Origin of the sequence: Chondromyces crocatus (genome assembly GCF_001189295.1) — a bacterium.
In the GTDB taxonomy this organism is placed as follows: Bacteria; Myxococcota_A; Polyangia; order Polyangiales; family Polyangiaceae; genus Chondromyces; species Chondromyces crocatus.
The window spans coordinates 8,629,091-8,643,468 of the sequence record NZ_CP012159.1 but is presented as its reverse complement, the minus strand read 5'-3'; the positions used below and the strand labels follow the sequence as shown (position 1 = coordinate 8,643,468).

Here is a 14,378-nt window from a genome sequence, read left to right as displayed (position 1 = left end):
TCAGCGGTGGCAGGTGCTGCAATGGGTGAGTCGCTGGACGCCCAGCTCGGCGGCGACCTCGTGTCCCACCGTCTCTCCAGCGCCTCCTGGGCTCCAGGCCATGTCGGTGATCGTCTCAAGAGGCCGGAGGTGCCCCTCGGGCGCGCGGTGGCAGTCGAGACACCATTTCATGGTGAGCGGTGCGACCTGCTGGACTGCGGCCATCTGGTCCACGCGCCCGTGGCACGTCACGCAACCGACCCCCTTGTTCACGTGGATCGCGTGATTGAAGTAGACGAAATCGGGCAGATCGTGGACGCGCCGCCACCGGAGCGGGAGGCCGGAGAAGTAGCTCTGGCGCACCGGTTCGAGCTTCGGGCTGTCGTTCCAGATCTGGCCATGACACCCCATGCATTTCCCCATGGAAGGCATGCCCGCCGTCGCGCTCCGCTCGACCGTGTTGTGGCAGTACCGGCAATCGATCGCCCCATCCTGGTAATGGTGCCGATGATCGAACTGGACCGGCTGAACCGGGGCATACCCCTGTCCAGAGTTCCAGCTCGTCCGGATGTAGATCATGGGAGCCGCGATCGCAGCCGCACCTCCGAGCAAGAGCGCGGCGATTCCAGCTCGTATCGCTGTGTTGCTCCAGGGCGGAAACACGAAGGCCATGGATGGAGCCCGATGAGCGAAGCGTGTGAGCGCCTGCCCTCCCTGCTGACTGTCCCCCCGGGTGGATGATGCGGAGAGGCAGTTGGTTTCGGGTTATCCAGCTTTATCTGGTGTCTTCTGTTGCTGGAGCAACCGTCGACGACACCCCTGACCTGCGCGTTGCCGTGCGCGACGGAACTCGTCTGGATCGGACCGAGGCAAAATGACTCGGCCCTCGGCTCACATCGTCACGCGCACGCCCACGCTTCCGGGACCGACCAGCAGCGTCGCGGCGCCCTGCGCGGCCTGGACCGGCACCTTCCGCGCGCCGATCACGAGGAGCGGCACGCCCACCGCCATCGCCGCGGTCCCTCCGATCACCAGGCCCCACGAGAGGCCGGTGAGGCAGCCGCCCTCACGGCCCTGAGACCCGCTCGCATCGCCGCCTGCTCGATCCGCACGCGATGGGGCACCTGCGCACGTGCCGAGGGCGATCGCGCCGAGACCCCCCGTGAACAGTCCGACGGCGCTGAGGGAGATGCCGGCGGCCATCAAGCCTGGTCTCCTCTGCATCGCGGGAGGGGCCTCTGCGGGCGTCGGGCCGGGGGGCGGCGCGAGCGGCCCAGGCGCCGCCGTGGGGCCCCCTTCCGCGCCCTGGAGCGTCGCCGTGACGCGTGTCTCCCCGGCAGTGCCCTCCGTGGGCCCAGAGGCTGCCGTGGCTTCCGGAGAGGGCATCCCCGCGGAGGTCGCTGGGGGAGCGTCCTGGCCTGCTGGCGGCTGTTGCTGGGCCGAGTCGGCACGTGCCGTCTCTGCGGAGGTGATCTGCAACGAGACGACGAGCAGCGCGCTCGCCAGGTTCGAGCCCATCTTCAGCCTCATCCGTCAGTCCTTCCCGCTCCCTGCCATCGTGCGTTCGCATCGGGCCACGCGGGGGCTCACGCTACCGAGCGGCCGCCGCCCGATCAACACGATGGTCGCAGGCCGCAACCTTCCGACGTGCCACCGGCATCCAACCCATGAGCCATCTCCTTCCCTGGGATGGCCGAGGCGCAGATCCGCTGAGTTCCTGGCGTGCAAGCCCATCGCGTCGAGGGGCTCGAGCTGGGACACGTCGGCCGGAGTCCTGCGACGTGGACGCGACGGCAGGATTGCGGCGTTCACAGCAGGTTCCGAAGCCGACTCCCCCTTTCTAGACTTCGCGCATGAGGAGAGCCTTCGCGCTGGGATCTGGTGGAAGCTGGGCTCGATCCAGCACACCTCGCCGGAGAACCAGCACACCTCGTCGGAGAAGCTGGCGTTTCAACGCCGCGCCCACGCTGCTGGTGCTCTCCGCGATGACCGTCTCGTGCAGCGGGTCACCGGAGGACCTGCCGACAGAGAGCGCAAACGCACAGGTCCAGACGGAGTTCGGGCCGGTGCGAGGGACCGTCGAGGAGACCCACCGGGTGTTCCAGGGAGTCCCGTACGCAGCAGCGCCGGTCGGAGCACACCGCTGGCGCTCACCCCGTCCGGCGGAGCCCTGGTCCGAGGTGCTCGACGCCACCCGACCAGGGCCTCCGTGCCCGCAGGCCGCCGCCTCGTTCGCCGACGTCGAGAGCCTGGAGGAAGACTGCCTCACCCTGAACGTGACCACCCCCAACACGGCGCGCACGGACGCGCTCAAGCCCGTGATGGTGTGGATCCATGGCGGCGGAGGCGCCAACGGCGCAGGCCATTTCTTTGGCGCGAAGCGTCTCGCCGTCGACGAAGACGTCGTGGTGGTGACCCTCAACTATCGCCTCGGCATCCTGGGGGCCTTCGGGCATCCCGGCCTGGAGGGGGCCGGCACGTTCGGCCTGCAGGATCAGCAGGCGGCCTTGCGGTGGGTCCAGCAGAACATCGCGGCGTTCGGAGGCGACCCCCGCAACGTGACCCTGTTCGGCGAGTCCTACGGCGGCCTCGCCGTCGTCGCACAGCTCGCCTCTCCCACCGCTGAAACCCTTTTCCATCGTGCCGCCATCCAGAGCAGCCTCGCGTTCATGGACTACCCGGAGGGCACCCTGATGCCCGACGCGCCAGCCATCCCCTCGATGTGGCTGTCGACCCCCGAGGTGGAAGCGCTCGGTCAGATCATGGCCGCGGAACTCGGCTGTGTAGATCCAGAGACCGCACTTCCGTGCCTGCGTGACCTCCCGGTCGAGTCCCTGCTGCCCCTCTCGTCGGTCTTCACCCGGTTCGCCTTCGGCGATGCGACCCTGCCCGAAGACCCGACCGTTGCGCTGCGGGCAGGTCGCTTTCATCGCGTCCCCGTCCTCTCGGGCGCGACCCGGGACGAAGCGCGCCTGTTCATTGCCACCTTCTACGACCTCGCAGATCGAGAGGTCACGAAAGAGGGGTACGACGCCTTGCTCCTGCAGGCTTTCGGAGGGCATGCCGCGGCGGTGAAAGCGAAGTATCCCGTGGATGCGTACGAGTCGCCGAGCGTCGCGTGGGCTGCCGTGGTCACCGATCGGGTATGGGCGCTCGGCACCTGGCAGCAGACGCACGCGCTCGCGCACCACACCGTGATGCACGCCTACGAGTTCGCGGATCGGAACGCCCCGCCGATCATCCCATTCCCTCCCGGTTTTCCTCCGGGCGCCCACCACAGCGCAGAGGTCGTCTATCAGTTTCAGCTCGACGAGCACGAAGCCGACCTCACACCAGAACAGTGGCAGCTCGCCGCCGACATGAACCGGTACTGGGCGAACCTGGCGCGCACTGGCGATCCGAATGATGCTCGGCTGCCCTCGTGGCCCCGTTTCGACGCGGCAGCGAGCGTCCCTCATGTCCAGTCCCTCGCGCCAGGTGAAGGCGGAATCCGCTCCGTCGACTACGTAACCGAGCACCACCTCGCGTTCTGGGCGGGCCTCGAATAGGCCCAGGCGAGCCCGTGCGCGGCTTGTGGCCATGACGGCATCCTTCTTCATTCACGTGCAGGAAACGCACGGCAGCGTTTCTCCGCAAATGAGGCTTTCTCGTGCGAATTTCCGTCCGGAGGAGCGGCTTCTCGGCGCCTCGCCGTACTGGCTGCCACGAAGTGCTGGCACGCCCCCTGCTGACGCGGTGCCGCGTTGTTGCGGTACCGAGAACAACGGTACCAGGGGGTGTCTCGAGCTTTGATCGCGAGCACGACGCCCCTGACGAAGTTGCGATTGCGCTTTGCGCGGGAGATACGTCCATGAACCAGGAAGCCGTGACGATCCTCAATGACCTCGTGGAGACGCTGAAGGACGGCGAGAAGGGCTTCAGCGTGGCGGCCGAGGACACGAAGGACGCGACGCTGAAAACCCTCTTCTCGACGTACTCCCAGGAGCGTGCCGCGTGTGCTCGCGAGCTCCAGAGCCTCGTGACTTCGCTCGGCGGCGCACCCGAGCAAGGCGGCAGCGTCGCGGGAGCGGCGCACCGTGGCTGGATCAACCTGAAGGCGGCCGTGACGGGCCGAGACGACGCCGCCATCCTCAGCGAGTGCGAGCGCGGTGAAGACTACGCCAAGTCGGACTACAAGAAGGCCCTCGACAAGACGCTGCCGCAGGAGATCCGCATGGTCGTCGAGCGGCAGTACAGTGCCATCCTCAAGAGCCACGATCGGGTCAAGGCGCTGCGAGATCAGCGCAAGGCTGCCAGCAACTGAGTGCTCAGGACCGGAACGCGGCCGCGTGCTCGCGCGCGAAGGCGGCGAGCGACGTGGGCTCCTGTCCGGTCACCTCGCGAATCGCGCTCGACCGCTGCTCGACGCCGCTCGTGGCGTGGTAGCGGAACATCTCCAGGAGTCCCTCGGCAAGCTCCCGAGGGGCTCCGGTGGCTTGCATGCGCCGCGTGAACTCGTCACTGGAGATGGCCACGTACGCGATGGTCTTCCCCACGGCCTGCGAGAGCTTTTCGGCGGCCTCGTGGTAGGTCAGCGGCTCCGGACCGACGAGATCGTAGCTGCGGCCTTCGTGCCCTGACTCCGTGAGGCAACGCGCCGCGACCCGCGCGATGTCCCTTGCATCGACGTGGTTGTCATGCGCGTCGCCGCACGGCAGCGAGAACCTGCTCTCCGCGCGGATCTCGTGGCCGTACTGGAGCACGAAGTTCTGCATGAAGCTGCCAGGGCGGAGGAAGGTGAAGGGGATGCGCGTCGTCTCGATCGCGCGCTCCACGGCGCGGTGGATGCGCGCGAGAGGAAACGCCTCGCTCGGCGCTGCCAGCACGGAGAGCTTCACCAACCGCTCCACCCCTGCACGCGCGGCTGCCTCCACCACGCGCAGCTCTGCGCCTGCCTGATCGGGCATGTCACCCGTCAACAGGAACACGGCCCGAGCGCCTCGCAGCGCGTCCTCGATGCCACGACCCTGCGCCACGTCCACCTGGACCGTCTCGACGCCGTAGAGCGCGACGGGATGGCGATGGTAGACGGCGCGCAGAGGGCCATGCCCTGCGCGCACCAGGTGCGACACCAGCTCGCGGCCCACCGTGCCGCTGGATCCGAAGACGACGATCAAAGGACACTCCTCTCGCGCCAGCGCTTGCCCTTCGTGGCGCCTGCTCACCCTGGCACGCGGACGTCGTCGGGTATTGGAAGAATCTGACCCCGCTCCTCGAGGGGGACTTCTCGGTGGGTCGGGCGGAGCGAGGCGAGGCGGCCCGGGGTCATGCCCGCGAATGCGCGGAGTTCGTGGACCAGGTGCGACTGGTCGAAATGACCTGTCTGCTGCGCGATCGATGACCACGGGAGGCCTCGGGTGAGGGGTCCCTCCTGCGCTGCGCGCACGACGGCCTGGAAGCGGCGCAGCCGGGCGAAGCGTTTGGGCGTCGTCCCGACGTCTCTCCGGAAGAGCTCGACGAAGCGCCGATGGCTCAGACCGAGCTCTGCCGCCAGCTCGACCACGGGCGTCTCACAGCCTCCCTCGGCCAGTCGCGTGAGTGCGCCCTCCACGGCCGGATGTCGGGCCGCGCCTCCTGTCGTTCGGACCTGCAACGTGAGCGCCTCGAGGAGCAAGGTGAAGGCGTCGGCGAGCGACGCCGCGCTGGCGAGCGAATCGACGAGAGCGTCGGCGGCAGGTCCCCAGAGCGCGCTCAGCTCGACATGGTCCTCCTCGATCGCATCTGCGGGGATGCCGAGCAACCCGCTCGCGCAGCCGGCACGGACGTGGACACCCAGGAGATCGCGCTGCTGCGCCGTGTCGATGTCGAAGAAGCGTGACTGTATCCCCGTCACCACCGCCCCGCGGAGCTGCCGGCTCCCGCGATCGCCCTCATGGACCACGAGGGGCTGGCGTCGGAGCGGGATGATGATCTCGATGGTCCCCGAGGGCAGGACCCGATCCTTCGCGTGCGCGGGCGCGTACCCCTGGTAAGCCCAGCAGGAAGCCACGATGTGCGACAGTGGGGGAGGTGGGGTGATGCTCGTGTAACAGGTGTGACGGGAGCGCATGGTTCAGGTCTCGGGCCTTGAACGACCCATCGCACGGCGTTTGAACAACCCATCGCACGGCGTTGAACAACCTGTCGCACGGCGTTTGAACAACCCGTCGCTCAAAAGTTGAACAACTCGTTCAGCGGCCGTTGAACAACCCGTGTCGACCGCGTTTTTCCGCAGGAAAAGCGACTCGGAGCCCGTGGCACGACGCCTGCTTAAGCGTTGGTCACGGCGCGGCAACGCCGGGAACCAAGCGCTGCGATGGCAGCGAACAGCCCGGCAGCAAGGTGATTGCCGCCGAACCGTCGACACCCGTTTCGCCACCGACCACCCCGAGGAGCCTGTCATGAGCAAGCTGTCCTTCCGCAATCTCGTTGGCCTCGTCTCTGTCTCGATCCTCGCGTCTGCGTGCACCGTCACGACCGATGACGCCGAGGAAATGCCCTCCCCCGAGGTGGTCCGTGAGGACATGAGCCGCATGAAGCTGCGCTTCGAGAAGACCGAGAAGCGCACCGCGATCAAGCTCGATCTCGCCGATGAAGGCCAGTTCCGCTTCGTGCAGAACCGCATGCGCCGCTCGGGCATCACGGCGAAGAGCGCGCCCGAAATCTTCGAGCGCCTCACCGTGGCCCGGGAGCGGGCGATTGCGCTCAAGGCGGGCGTCGTCGGTGGCGGCCTCGATGTGCAGCCCCTCAACGCTGGCGGTGCGGCGCCCGAGTACTGCGATACCTTCGCCTTCACGCTCGAGGCCGACGCGAACCAGTTCAAGACCCAGGGCCGCGCGGGCTGCATCGACGGGCTCGAGTACGTCTACCAGGACAGCTACCAGTTCGACGAGAACCTGAACGTGCTCGCCTTCGATTACAAGGAGTCGACCGGCATCGACGAGCCCGATGGCGTGGCCGACGTGGAGCTGAACTCGGCGAATCCCCCCGTGGACCGGGGTGTGTACGCGGACAGCTTCGTCTTCGCGTCCAAGAACGGCGTCGACGAGTCGTACTACCACATGACCACGCAGATCGTGAACGCGGCGACCGAGACGCCCGTCAACATCAACATGAGCGCGCCGTACGATCTGAACGCGAACAACGAGATCCGTCTTTGCCTGGAGCGCGACACCGAGAGCGCCGACTGCGATTACAAGCACACCACCTGGGGTGTCTGCTCCGGCGCCGCCATCTGCGACCGGAACAACAACCCGGCGTTCCCCATCTACCCGGGGACCACGTACAACGACGACAAGCTCTACATGCCCATGAAGGGCTCCTCGACGCCGGCCGCAGCCAACTCGCTCGTCGTCGACAAGGCGAGCGCGTGGCTCTCGCTCAGCTCCCCAGGCGACACCACCCCCGCCGGTGGCTTCTGCAAGGCCGACCTCACGGGCGCCCCGCAGATCCGGCTCCAGGCGTTCACGGCGGTCCGCAAGGGGCTCGTGATCGAGGCCTTCGCCCCGGCGCTCGGCAACGCCACCTGGCCGGACTACTGCGTCGACCACCGCCAGTTCGTCGACCTCCACCTCGAGGTGACCACGAAGGATCCGGTCACCGGCGTGCAGGGGCCGACCTTCGGGTTCTCCTCGCAGAAGAACGCGGACCACATCTCGATCTGGTGGGGCTGCATGCCGGCCGGGACCGGCATCACCATGGCCGACGGCAACAGCGTGGCCATCGAGAAGATCGTCCCTGGCCAGAAGGTCGTGTCCAACGAGACGGGCCGCACCCTCACGGTCATGGACGTGGTGCAGGGCAGCGAGCGCAAGCCGCTGGTCCGGGTGATCGACAGCTTCGGCAACTCGGTGAGCATGACCAACACCCACCCGGTGCCCACCGTCGACGCGCGGATCATCAAGGCCGAGGAACTCATGATCGGCGACCGCATCCAGACGGCGAACGGCGTGGCGGTGGTGACCCACGTCGAGCGTGAGGACTACGAGGGCGTCGTCTACAACCTGGTCCTCGGCACCCCCGAGGAGCGCGCGGAGATGGGCCAGGAGGAGACGACCATGTACGCCAACGGCGTGCTGATCGGCGACTCGCAGATGCAGTCGCTCATCAAGCTCCGCTCCGACGAGGCCGCCCTCGCGAAGCGAGCCGAGAGCGTCCCCCAGTGGGTCCGGAACGAGCAGGCCGGCATCGAGAAGCGCCGCCAGGCGCGCGCCTCGAAGTAGTCGCCCGGAGCCAGCGGACGCCGCCTTGCGCGGCGCCGCCCGCAGCTGGACATCCTGAACGCTTTCCGAGCCGCCGGTGCGCCATGAGCCGGTGGCTCGGCCCTTTTGTCCCGGAAAACCCGGTCCATCCGCGGCCGCTAGCCGCCGGTCCGCCCCGGCTGATGGGGCCCTTTCGCTGCCGACCTCATGGCCTCCGGGCCGTGGTAGGGTCCCGCCGCATCGAGGTCCTGGCCGCGCCGATGGTGGTGCGGGTGGCCTCGGGCGCCGCGGCGGAAACACGCCGCGCTGCGCTCCGACATTCCGAAGAACCCATGGCGACCGAATCCAGTCCCCCCCCGTCCACGTCCGGCTTTGCCGCCCTCGGCCTCCTCCCCGCCCTTCTCTCCACCCTCTCCGAACTCGGCTACGAAGAGCCCACGCCCATCCAGCGCGAGTCCATTCCCCACCTGAGCGCTGGCCGTGATCTGGTCGGGCAGGCGGCGACCGGGACCGGCAAGACGGCGGCCTTCGCGCTCCCGCTCCTGAACCGCCTCGAGATCGACAAGACCGTTGCGCCGCGCCCCACGGCCCTCGTCCTCGTCCCGACCCGCGAGCTCGCCATGCAGGTCGCCCAGGCCGTGCACCGCTACGGTCGCCCGATGGGGGTCCAGGTCCTGCCCATCTACGGCGGACAGTCCTTCTCCTTGCAGCTCCGCGCGCTGCGCCGTGGCGTCCACGTCATCGTCGCCACCCCTGGCCGCGCGCTCGACCACGTGAACCGCGGCACCCTGACCCTGGATGGCATGCGCACCGTGGTCCTGGACGAGGCGGACGAGATGCTCGACATGGGCTTCGCCGAGGACCTCGAGGCGATCCTCTCCGCCACCCCCGCCGAGCGGCAGACCGTCCTCTTCTCGGCCACCTTGCCGCCGCGCATCGCCGCCATCGCCGGCAAGCACCTGCGCGATCCGGTCCACGTGAAGATCGCCGTCGAGAAGACGGCCCCCGGCGAGCTCCCCCGCATCCGCCAGTCGGCCTACGTGGTCGGCCGCGCGCACAAGCCCGCCGCGCTGACCCGCGTGCTCGACATGGAGAGCCCGGCCTCGGCGCTGATCTTCTGCCGCACCCGCAACGAGGTCAACGAGCTGACCGAGGCCCTCCACGCGCGTGGCTACGACGCCCAGGCCCTGCACGGCGGCCTCTCGCAGGAGCAGCGCGACCGCGTCATGTCGCGCTTTCGTTCGGGTGCGGCCGAGCTGCTCGTCGCCACCGACGTGGCCGCGCGTGGGCTCGACATCGACCACCTCTCCCACGTCGTGAACTACGACGTCCCTCCCGCCGCCGAGGTCTACGTGCACCGCATCGGCCGCACGGGCCGCGCAGGCCGCGAGGGCGCCGCGATCACCTTGGCCGAGCCGCGCGAGCATCGCCTGCTCCGGAACATCGAGCGCCTCACCGGCCAGCGCATCGAGGTCGCCTCGCTCCCGACCGTCGCCGATCTGAAGGCCCGCCGCCTCGAGGTGGCCCGCACCTCCATCCGCGAGGTGCTCGGCGAGGGCGATCTGGAGGCGTTCCGCTCCGTCGTCGCCAGCCTCGCCGAGGAGTTCGACATCATGGACATCGCCGCCGCCGCGGTGAAGCTCGTACACCAGGGGGGCCTCGGCGATCGCGAAGACGAGGAGAAGGAGATCCCTGCGCCGCCGCCTCCTCCGATGGATCGACGCGGCCCGGCCTGGGGGGATCGAGGCGGCCCGTCTTTCGGGGATCGAGGCGCGCCGCGGTGGCGCGGCAACGACACGCGCTTCCAGGACCGACCGCGAGGTCGCTGGGACCAGGGCGGCCAGGGCCGCTGGGACCAGGGGGGAGGGGAGCGGCGTGGCCCCCCGCGGGGCCCGTCCTGGCAAGGACCGCCTGGAGACGAGGGGCAAGGTCCTGCGCGTGCGCCGGCCTGGCAAGACGCTCCGGAAGCCGCGGGGAAGCCTGCCGCCCCGAGCGCTCGCTGGCAGGACCTCATCGCCGAGGACGAGCGTGGCGCACCGCGTGGCGCTGGCCCGAAGGAGTTCACCCGCGGCGAAGGGCGCGCCCCGGCCTGGCAAGGACCGCCCGGCGGCGAGGGACGCGCTCCTTCACGGAGCGCCGCGCGCAAGGATCAGGGCGGCGTCACCCGCCTCTTCGTGAGCGCTGGCCACAGCGCCGGCATCCGCCCCTCCGATCTCGTCGGCGCCATCGCGAACGAAGCCTCCCTCAGCTCGCGCGCCATCGGCGCCATCGAGATCGCGGATCACTTCTCCATGGTCGAGGTCCCCTCCGAGTCGGCGGAGCTCATCATCGAGGCCCTGAGCTCGACCCGGCTCAAGGGGCGCAAGGTCCAGGTCCGGCGTGACCGCGAGGAACGCCGCGACGACCGACGTGACGACCGGCGTGAAGGCTGGCGTGAACCCCACGGCGGGACCGGCATGAGCCCGCCCAGAAGGCCGAAGAGATGACAGAACCGCGCTTACTCATCGTCTCCAACCGTCTCCCCGTCACCGTGCGGACCGATCGAGGCGAGCTCTCCGTCGCGCCGAGCGCGGGCGGGCTCGCCACCGGGCTCCGAGGGCCTCACACGAAGTCCGACGGGCTCTGGATCGGCTGGCCGGGTGACGTGAGTCACCTGGACGATGCGCAGCGCGGGTCTCTCGACGAGAAGCTCGAGGCCATGCGGGCGGTACCCCTCTACCTGGAGCCGGAGGAGGTCACCCGTTATTACGAGGGGTATTCGAACGGCGTGCTGTGGCCGCTGTTCCATTACATGGTCGATCGCATCCCCCTCGTCTCGACCGACTGGGAAGTGTACCAGCACGTCAATCAGCGCTTCGCCGATCTCACCGTCGCGCGCTACCGCCCTGGCGACACCATCTGGGTCCAGGACTACCAGCTCATGCTCGTCCCCGGCATGATCCGCGAGCGCCTCCCCTCGGCCACCATCGGCTTCTTCCTGCACATCCCTTTCCCCTCCTCGGAAGCGTTCAGGATCCTGCCCCGGCGCGAAGAGATTCTCACGGGCCTGCTCGGGGCCGATCTCATCGGCTTCCACACGTTCTCGTACCTCGACCAGTTTGCACGTTCGATGATGCGGATCCTCGGCCTCGACGTCGAGGTGGACCGCCTCCGCTACGCCGGCCGCAACGTCCGCCTCGGCGTGTTCCCCATGGGCATCGACGCCGCTCACTTCTCGCAGGTCGCGACTTCCCCCGAACTCGCCACCGAGGCCGACGCCATCCGGCAGCGCGCGGCCCCGTGCCGCATTCTCCTCGGTGTCGACCGCATGGACTACACCAAGGGCCTCACCCGGCGCCTCCTCGCGTACGAGCGGCTCCTCGCCCGCTCCCCCGAGCTGCACGGCAAGGTGCGGCTCGTCCAGGTGGCCGTCCCTTCCCGCACCGAGGTCGACGCCTACGTCACCCTGAAGACCCAGGTCGACGAGCTGGTGGGCAAGATCAACGGCGAGTACGGCACCATCGACTGGACCCCCATCCACTACCTCTACCGCTCCATCCCCGAGTCTCAGCTCATCGCGCTCTACCGCGCCGCCGACGTGATGCTCGTCACCCCCGTGCGGGATGGCCTCAACCTCGTCGCCAAGGAGTTCATCGCCTCGCGCGTCGACGACGACGGTGTGCTCATCCTGAGCGAGCTGGCCGGTGCAGCCTCCGAACTGGGCGAGGCGCTGCGGGTGAACCCTTACGACATCGACGCCACCGCGGGGGCCATGGCCCAGGCCCTCGCCCTCGCGCCCGAAGAGCGCCGCATCCGCATGAGCGCCCTTCGACGGCGCATCATGACCCACGACGTCCACCGCTGGGTCTCCCTCTTCCTCGGCACCCTCGAGCGCTCGGCGACCCAGCGGGAGCCCGCTGGCGCTCGCGAGTCCCCCGCCGAGCAGATCGACGCCGTCGTGACCTCGCTGCGCGCCGCGCCCTCCCTCCTCTTGCTCCTCGATTACGACGGGACCCTCGTCCCCTTCGCGGCCACCCCGCCCCAGGCGGCGCCGGACGAAGCGCTGCTCGCGCTCCTCCGCGACCTCGCCCGGCGGCCCGCCACCCGCGTTCACGTCGTCAGCGGGCGCCCCCACCAGGATCTGGAGCGATGGCTCGGCGCCCTCCCCATCGGCCTGCACGCCGAGCACGGCCTGTGGTCGCGCCTCACCCCGGATGCCGACTGGCACAGGAACATCGACCCCCAGACCCAGTGGAAAGACCACGTCCGCCCCATCGTCGAGCAGTTCGTCAGCAGCACCCCCGGCTCCTTGATCGAGGAGAAGGTCGCCTCCCTCGCCTGGCACTACCGCATGGCCGATCCCGGCTTCGGCGCATCCCAGGCCAAGGAGCTGCGGCTGCACCTCGGCGCCCTCCTCAGCAACCAGCCCCTGGAGATTCTCCAGGGCCACAAGGTCGTCGAGATCCGGATGCACGGCGTGAACAAGGGCGCCATCGTCCCCCTCGTCCTCTCTCCGGAACCCTCCGACGAGGCCATCCTCGCCCTGGGCGACGACCAGACCGACGAGGACCTCTTCGCCGCCCTCCCGCCCAGCGCCGTGGCCATCCACGTCGGCCCGAGCGACAGCCGCGCCCCGCACCGCATCCCCGATCCGGCCGCCGTCCGGCGCCTCTTGCAGCGCCTCCTCTCCTGACGCGCACAGCGAGGGCACGCGCCCCGGAAGCGCCACCGAGCCAAGCGTCGGGCTGACCTCACGACCTCACCATCGGCACCTCCTCGGACCCTCGCGGGAACTTTCTCGGCGCGGCGCTCCCTGAAGCCCTCATCGAGCGCCTCGCAGAGCCCTCCGGCTCCGAGCGGCGCCTCCAGCCAGGAGAAAGCCCGATGCGTGTGGATGGCGACCGCGACGCGAGCGATGTCAGCGCCCCGACCCACCGCGCAGGCGCCTCGCGCGCCCTGCTGACCAGCGCCGCCCTCCTCCTCGCGGCGGGGACCCTCGACTGCGCCCCCTCCCGCTCGGAGCCCGGCGGCCGGGCGTCCGACGTCCTTGCCCTTCCCGAACACCTCCCTCCGAGGGCGGCTTCCCGGTGGAGCTGGCCCGCGACCGACGCCTTCGAGCACGCCCTGGAGGCGGCCACCCGGGAACTCCGACCCATCCGCCTCGTGCGAGGCCGACTCGGCCGGGGCGACGAGCCCGGGATCGAGGGGATGGTCTTCTCCTTCTTCCCCGAGACGACACCCTCCTCCCAAGGGGACCCCAGCAACGCCGGTACCGACACCGGCATCGACAAGGGCACGTACCGCCTGGTCCTCGAGCTGGGTGACGACCGCCTGCCTCCGCGCCTGAGCTCGTACAGCGCGCGAGGAGGCTTCCGCATCACGCAAGGCTCCCTGGCCGACGACCGCCAGCGCCTCGTCCTCACCAGGAAGGACGAGACGACGGACGAGGAGTCCCTGTGGATCCAGCCGGACTACATCTCACCCGCATCCCGACCCTCGCCCAGTGCCCTCGCGGACTGGACTTACGTGGCCACCCTCGTCAACGCCGAGCCTCCCGTCTACCGAGCCGAGACCGACTCGACCGGCTGGGACGCCCACCAGCCGGCGCTCGCGCACGCCCTCATGACCGGGGACCACGCGACGGCGCTCTCCATTTACCGCGACCACCCCCCGGTGGGACGCTGCTCGATGGACGAGCGCCCGGCGCAGGTCGCCCGGGACCATGCCGAGCTTTGCTATGACCTCGGGAAGCTGGGCTGCTTCCTCCAGCTCCAGCTCCGCATCATGGGCGACCGCTTCGATCGCGTCGCCTACTCCAATTACGGCGAGGCGGCCCATGGCACCGAGGCCGACCGCCTCGAAGAAGTGGGGCTCGATCTCGATCGCTTCTTCCGCGGCCTCCTCTTCCGCTTCAGCGGCATGTCGCGCCAGGAAGAGCTCTCCTTCCACCGCCTCGTCCGGTCCATCCGCGAATCCGGCCGCCTTCCCGCCCTGGTCCCTCAGCTCGTCGTGCTGGCCGAGGACCCGGACCTCGACGACGTGAACCGCCTCCGCGCCACCCAGGTCGTGGCCTTCCTGGAGAGGGACGGAGACCTCAGCGAGGAGGACCTGACCGACCTCGCCCGCGACTGGGTCCGCGGCTACCGGGCCGCGAAGAAGTGACGGCCTTCTCGTCGGGCGCTCCCCGACCCGCGCGCTGAC

10 protein-coding genes and 1 pseudogene are annotated in these 14,378 nt (G+C 69.2%); 7 read left to right on the top strand and 4 right to left on the bottom strand.

The features are described from left to right. A complete protein-coding gene (locus CMC5_RS31160; protein ID WP_050433803.1) occupies positions 1-651 on the bottom strand; it encodes a cytochrome c3 family protein in 651 nt (216 codons plus the stop codon). Positions 652-870: 219 nt separating this feature from the next. After that, entirely contained in the window at positions 871-1,509 is a 639-nt protein-coding gene (locus CMC5_RS31155) for a hypothetical protein (protein ID WP_050433802.1), read from the bottom strand. Positions 1,510-1,964: 455 nt separating this feature from the next. Here CMC5_RS31155 and CMC5_RS31150 point away from each other — a divergent pair, with 455 nt between their 5' ends. Continuing rightward, positions 1,965-3,527, top strand: coding sequence for a carboxylesterase/lipase family protein (locus CMC5_RS31150; protein ID WP_050436234.1), 1,563 nt, complete (start codon positions 1,965-1,967; stop codon positions 3,525-3,527). A gap of 302 nt (positions 3,528-3,829) precedes the next feature. Continuing rightward, positions 3,830-4,282 (top strand): PA2169 family four-helix-bundle protein, encoded by a 453-nt coding sequence (locus tag CMC5_RS31145; protein ID WP_050433801.1) that lies wholly within the window; start codon positions 3,830-3,832, stop codon positions 4,280-4,282. A 4-nt stretch (positions 4,283-4,286) separates the two neighbouring features. Here the strand turns inward: CMC5_RS31145 and CMC5_RS31140 are convergent, their stop codons facing one another. Together CMC5_RS31140 and CMC5_RS31135 are read right to left on the bottom strand one after the other, a co-directional pair. Further along, positions 4,287-5,135: an SDR family oxidoreductase gene (locus CMC5_RS31140; RefSeq protein ID WP_050433800.1), complete on the bottom strand. Its 849-nt coding sequence runs from the start codon at positions 5,133-5,135 to the stop codon at positions 4,287-4,289. Positions 5,136-5,179: 44 nt separating this feature from the next. After that, entirely contained in the window at positions 5,180-6,067 is an 888-nt protein-coding gene (locus CMC5_RS31135; protein ID WP_050433799.1) for a helix-turn-helix domain-containing protein, read from the bottom strand. A 331-nt stretch (positions 6,068-6,398) separates the two neighbouring features. On the opposite strand from CMC5_RS31135, the gene CMC5_RS31130 reads away from it, so the two are divergent. From CMC5_RS31130 to CMC5_RS31115, 5 genes and pseudogenes are all read left to right on the top strand, one after another. Beyond that, positions 6,399-8,219, top strand: a complete 1,821-nt coding sequence (locus tag CMC5_RS31130; protein ID WP_050433798.1) for a Hint domain-containing protein — start codon at positions 6,399-6,401, stop codon at positions 8,217-8,219. Between the two features lie 311 nt (positions 8,220-8,530). After that, positions 8,531-9,988 (top strand): annotated as a pseudogene (locus CMC5_RS47950) (DEAD/DEAH box helicase); the annotation flags it as partial. 384 nt (positions 9,989-10,372) lie between these two features. Continuing rightward, the gene (locus CMC5_RS49360; RefSeq protein ID WP_483772908.1) at positions 10,373-10,684 is read left to right on the top strand and encodes a DbpA RNA binding domain-containing protein; all 312 of its coding nucleotides are present in this window, start codon (positions 10,373-10,375) and stop codon (positions 10,682-10,684) included. Further along, entirely contained in the window at positions 10,681-12,870 is a 2,190-nt protein-coding gene (locus tag CMC5_RS31120) for a bifunctional alpha,alpha-trehalose-phosphate synthase (UDP-forming)/trehalose-phosphatase (RefSeq protein ID WP_050433797.1), read from the top strand. Before CMC5_RS49360 ends, CMC5_RS31120 begins: the two co-directional genes overlap by 4 nt. Before the next feature lie 191 nt (positions 12,871-13,061). Then, positions 13,062-14,339, top strand: a complete 1,278-nt coding sequence (locus tag CMC5_RS31115; RefSeq protein ID WP_050433796.1) for a hypothetical protein — start codon at positions 13,062-13,064, stop codon at positions 14,337-14,339. Positions 14,340-14,378: the final 39 nt, after the last annotated feature.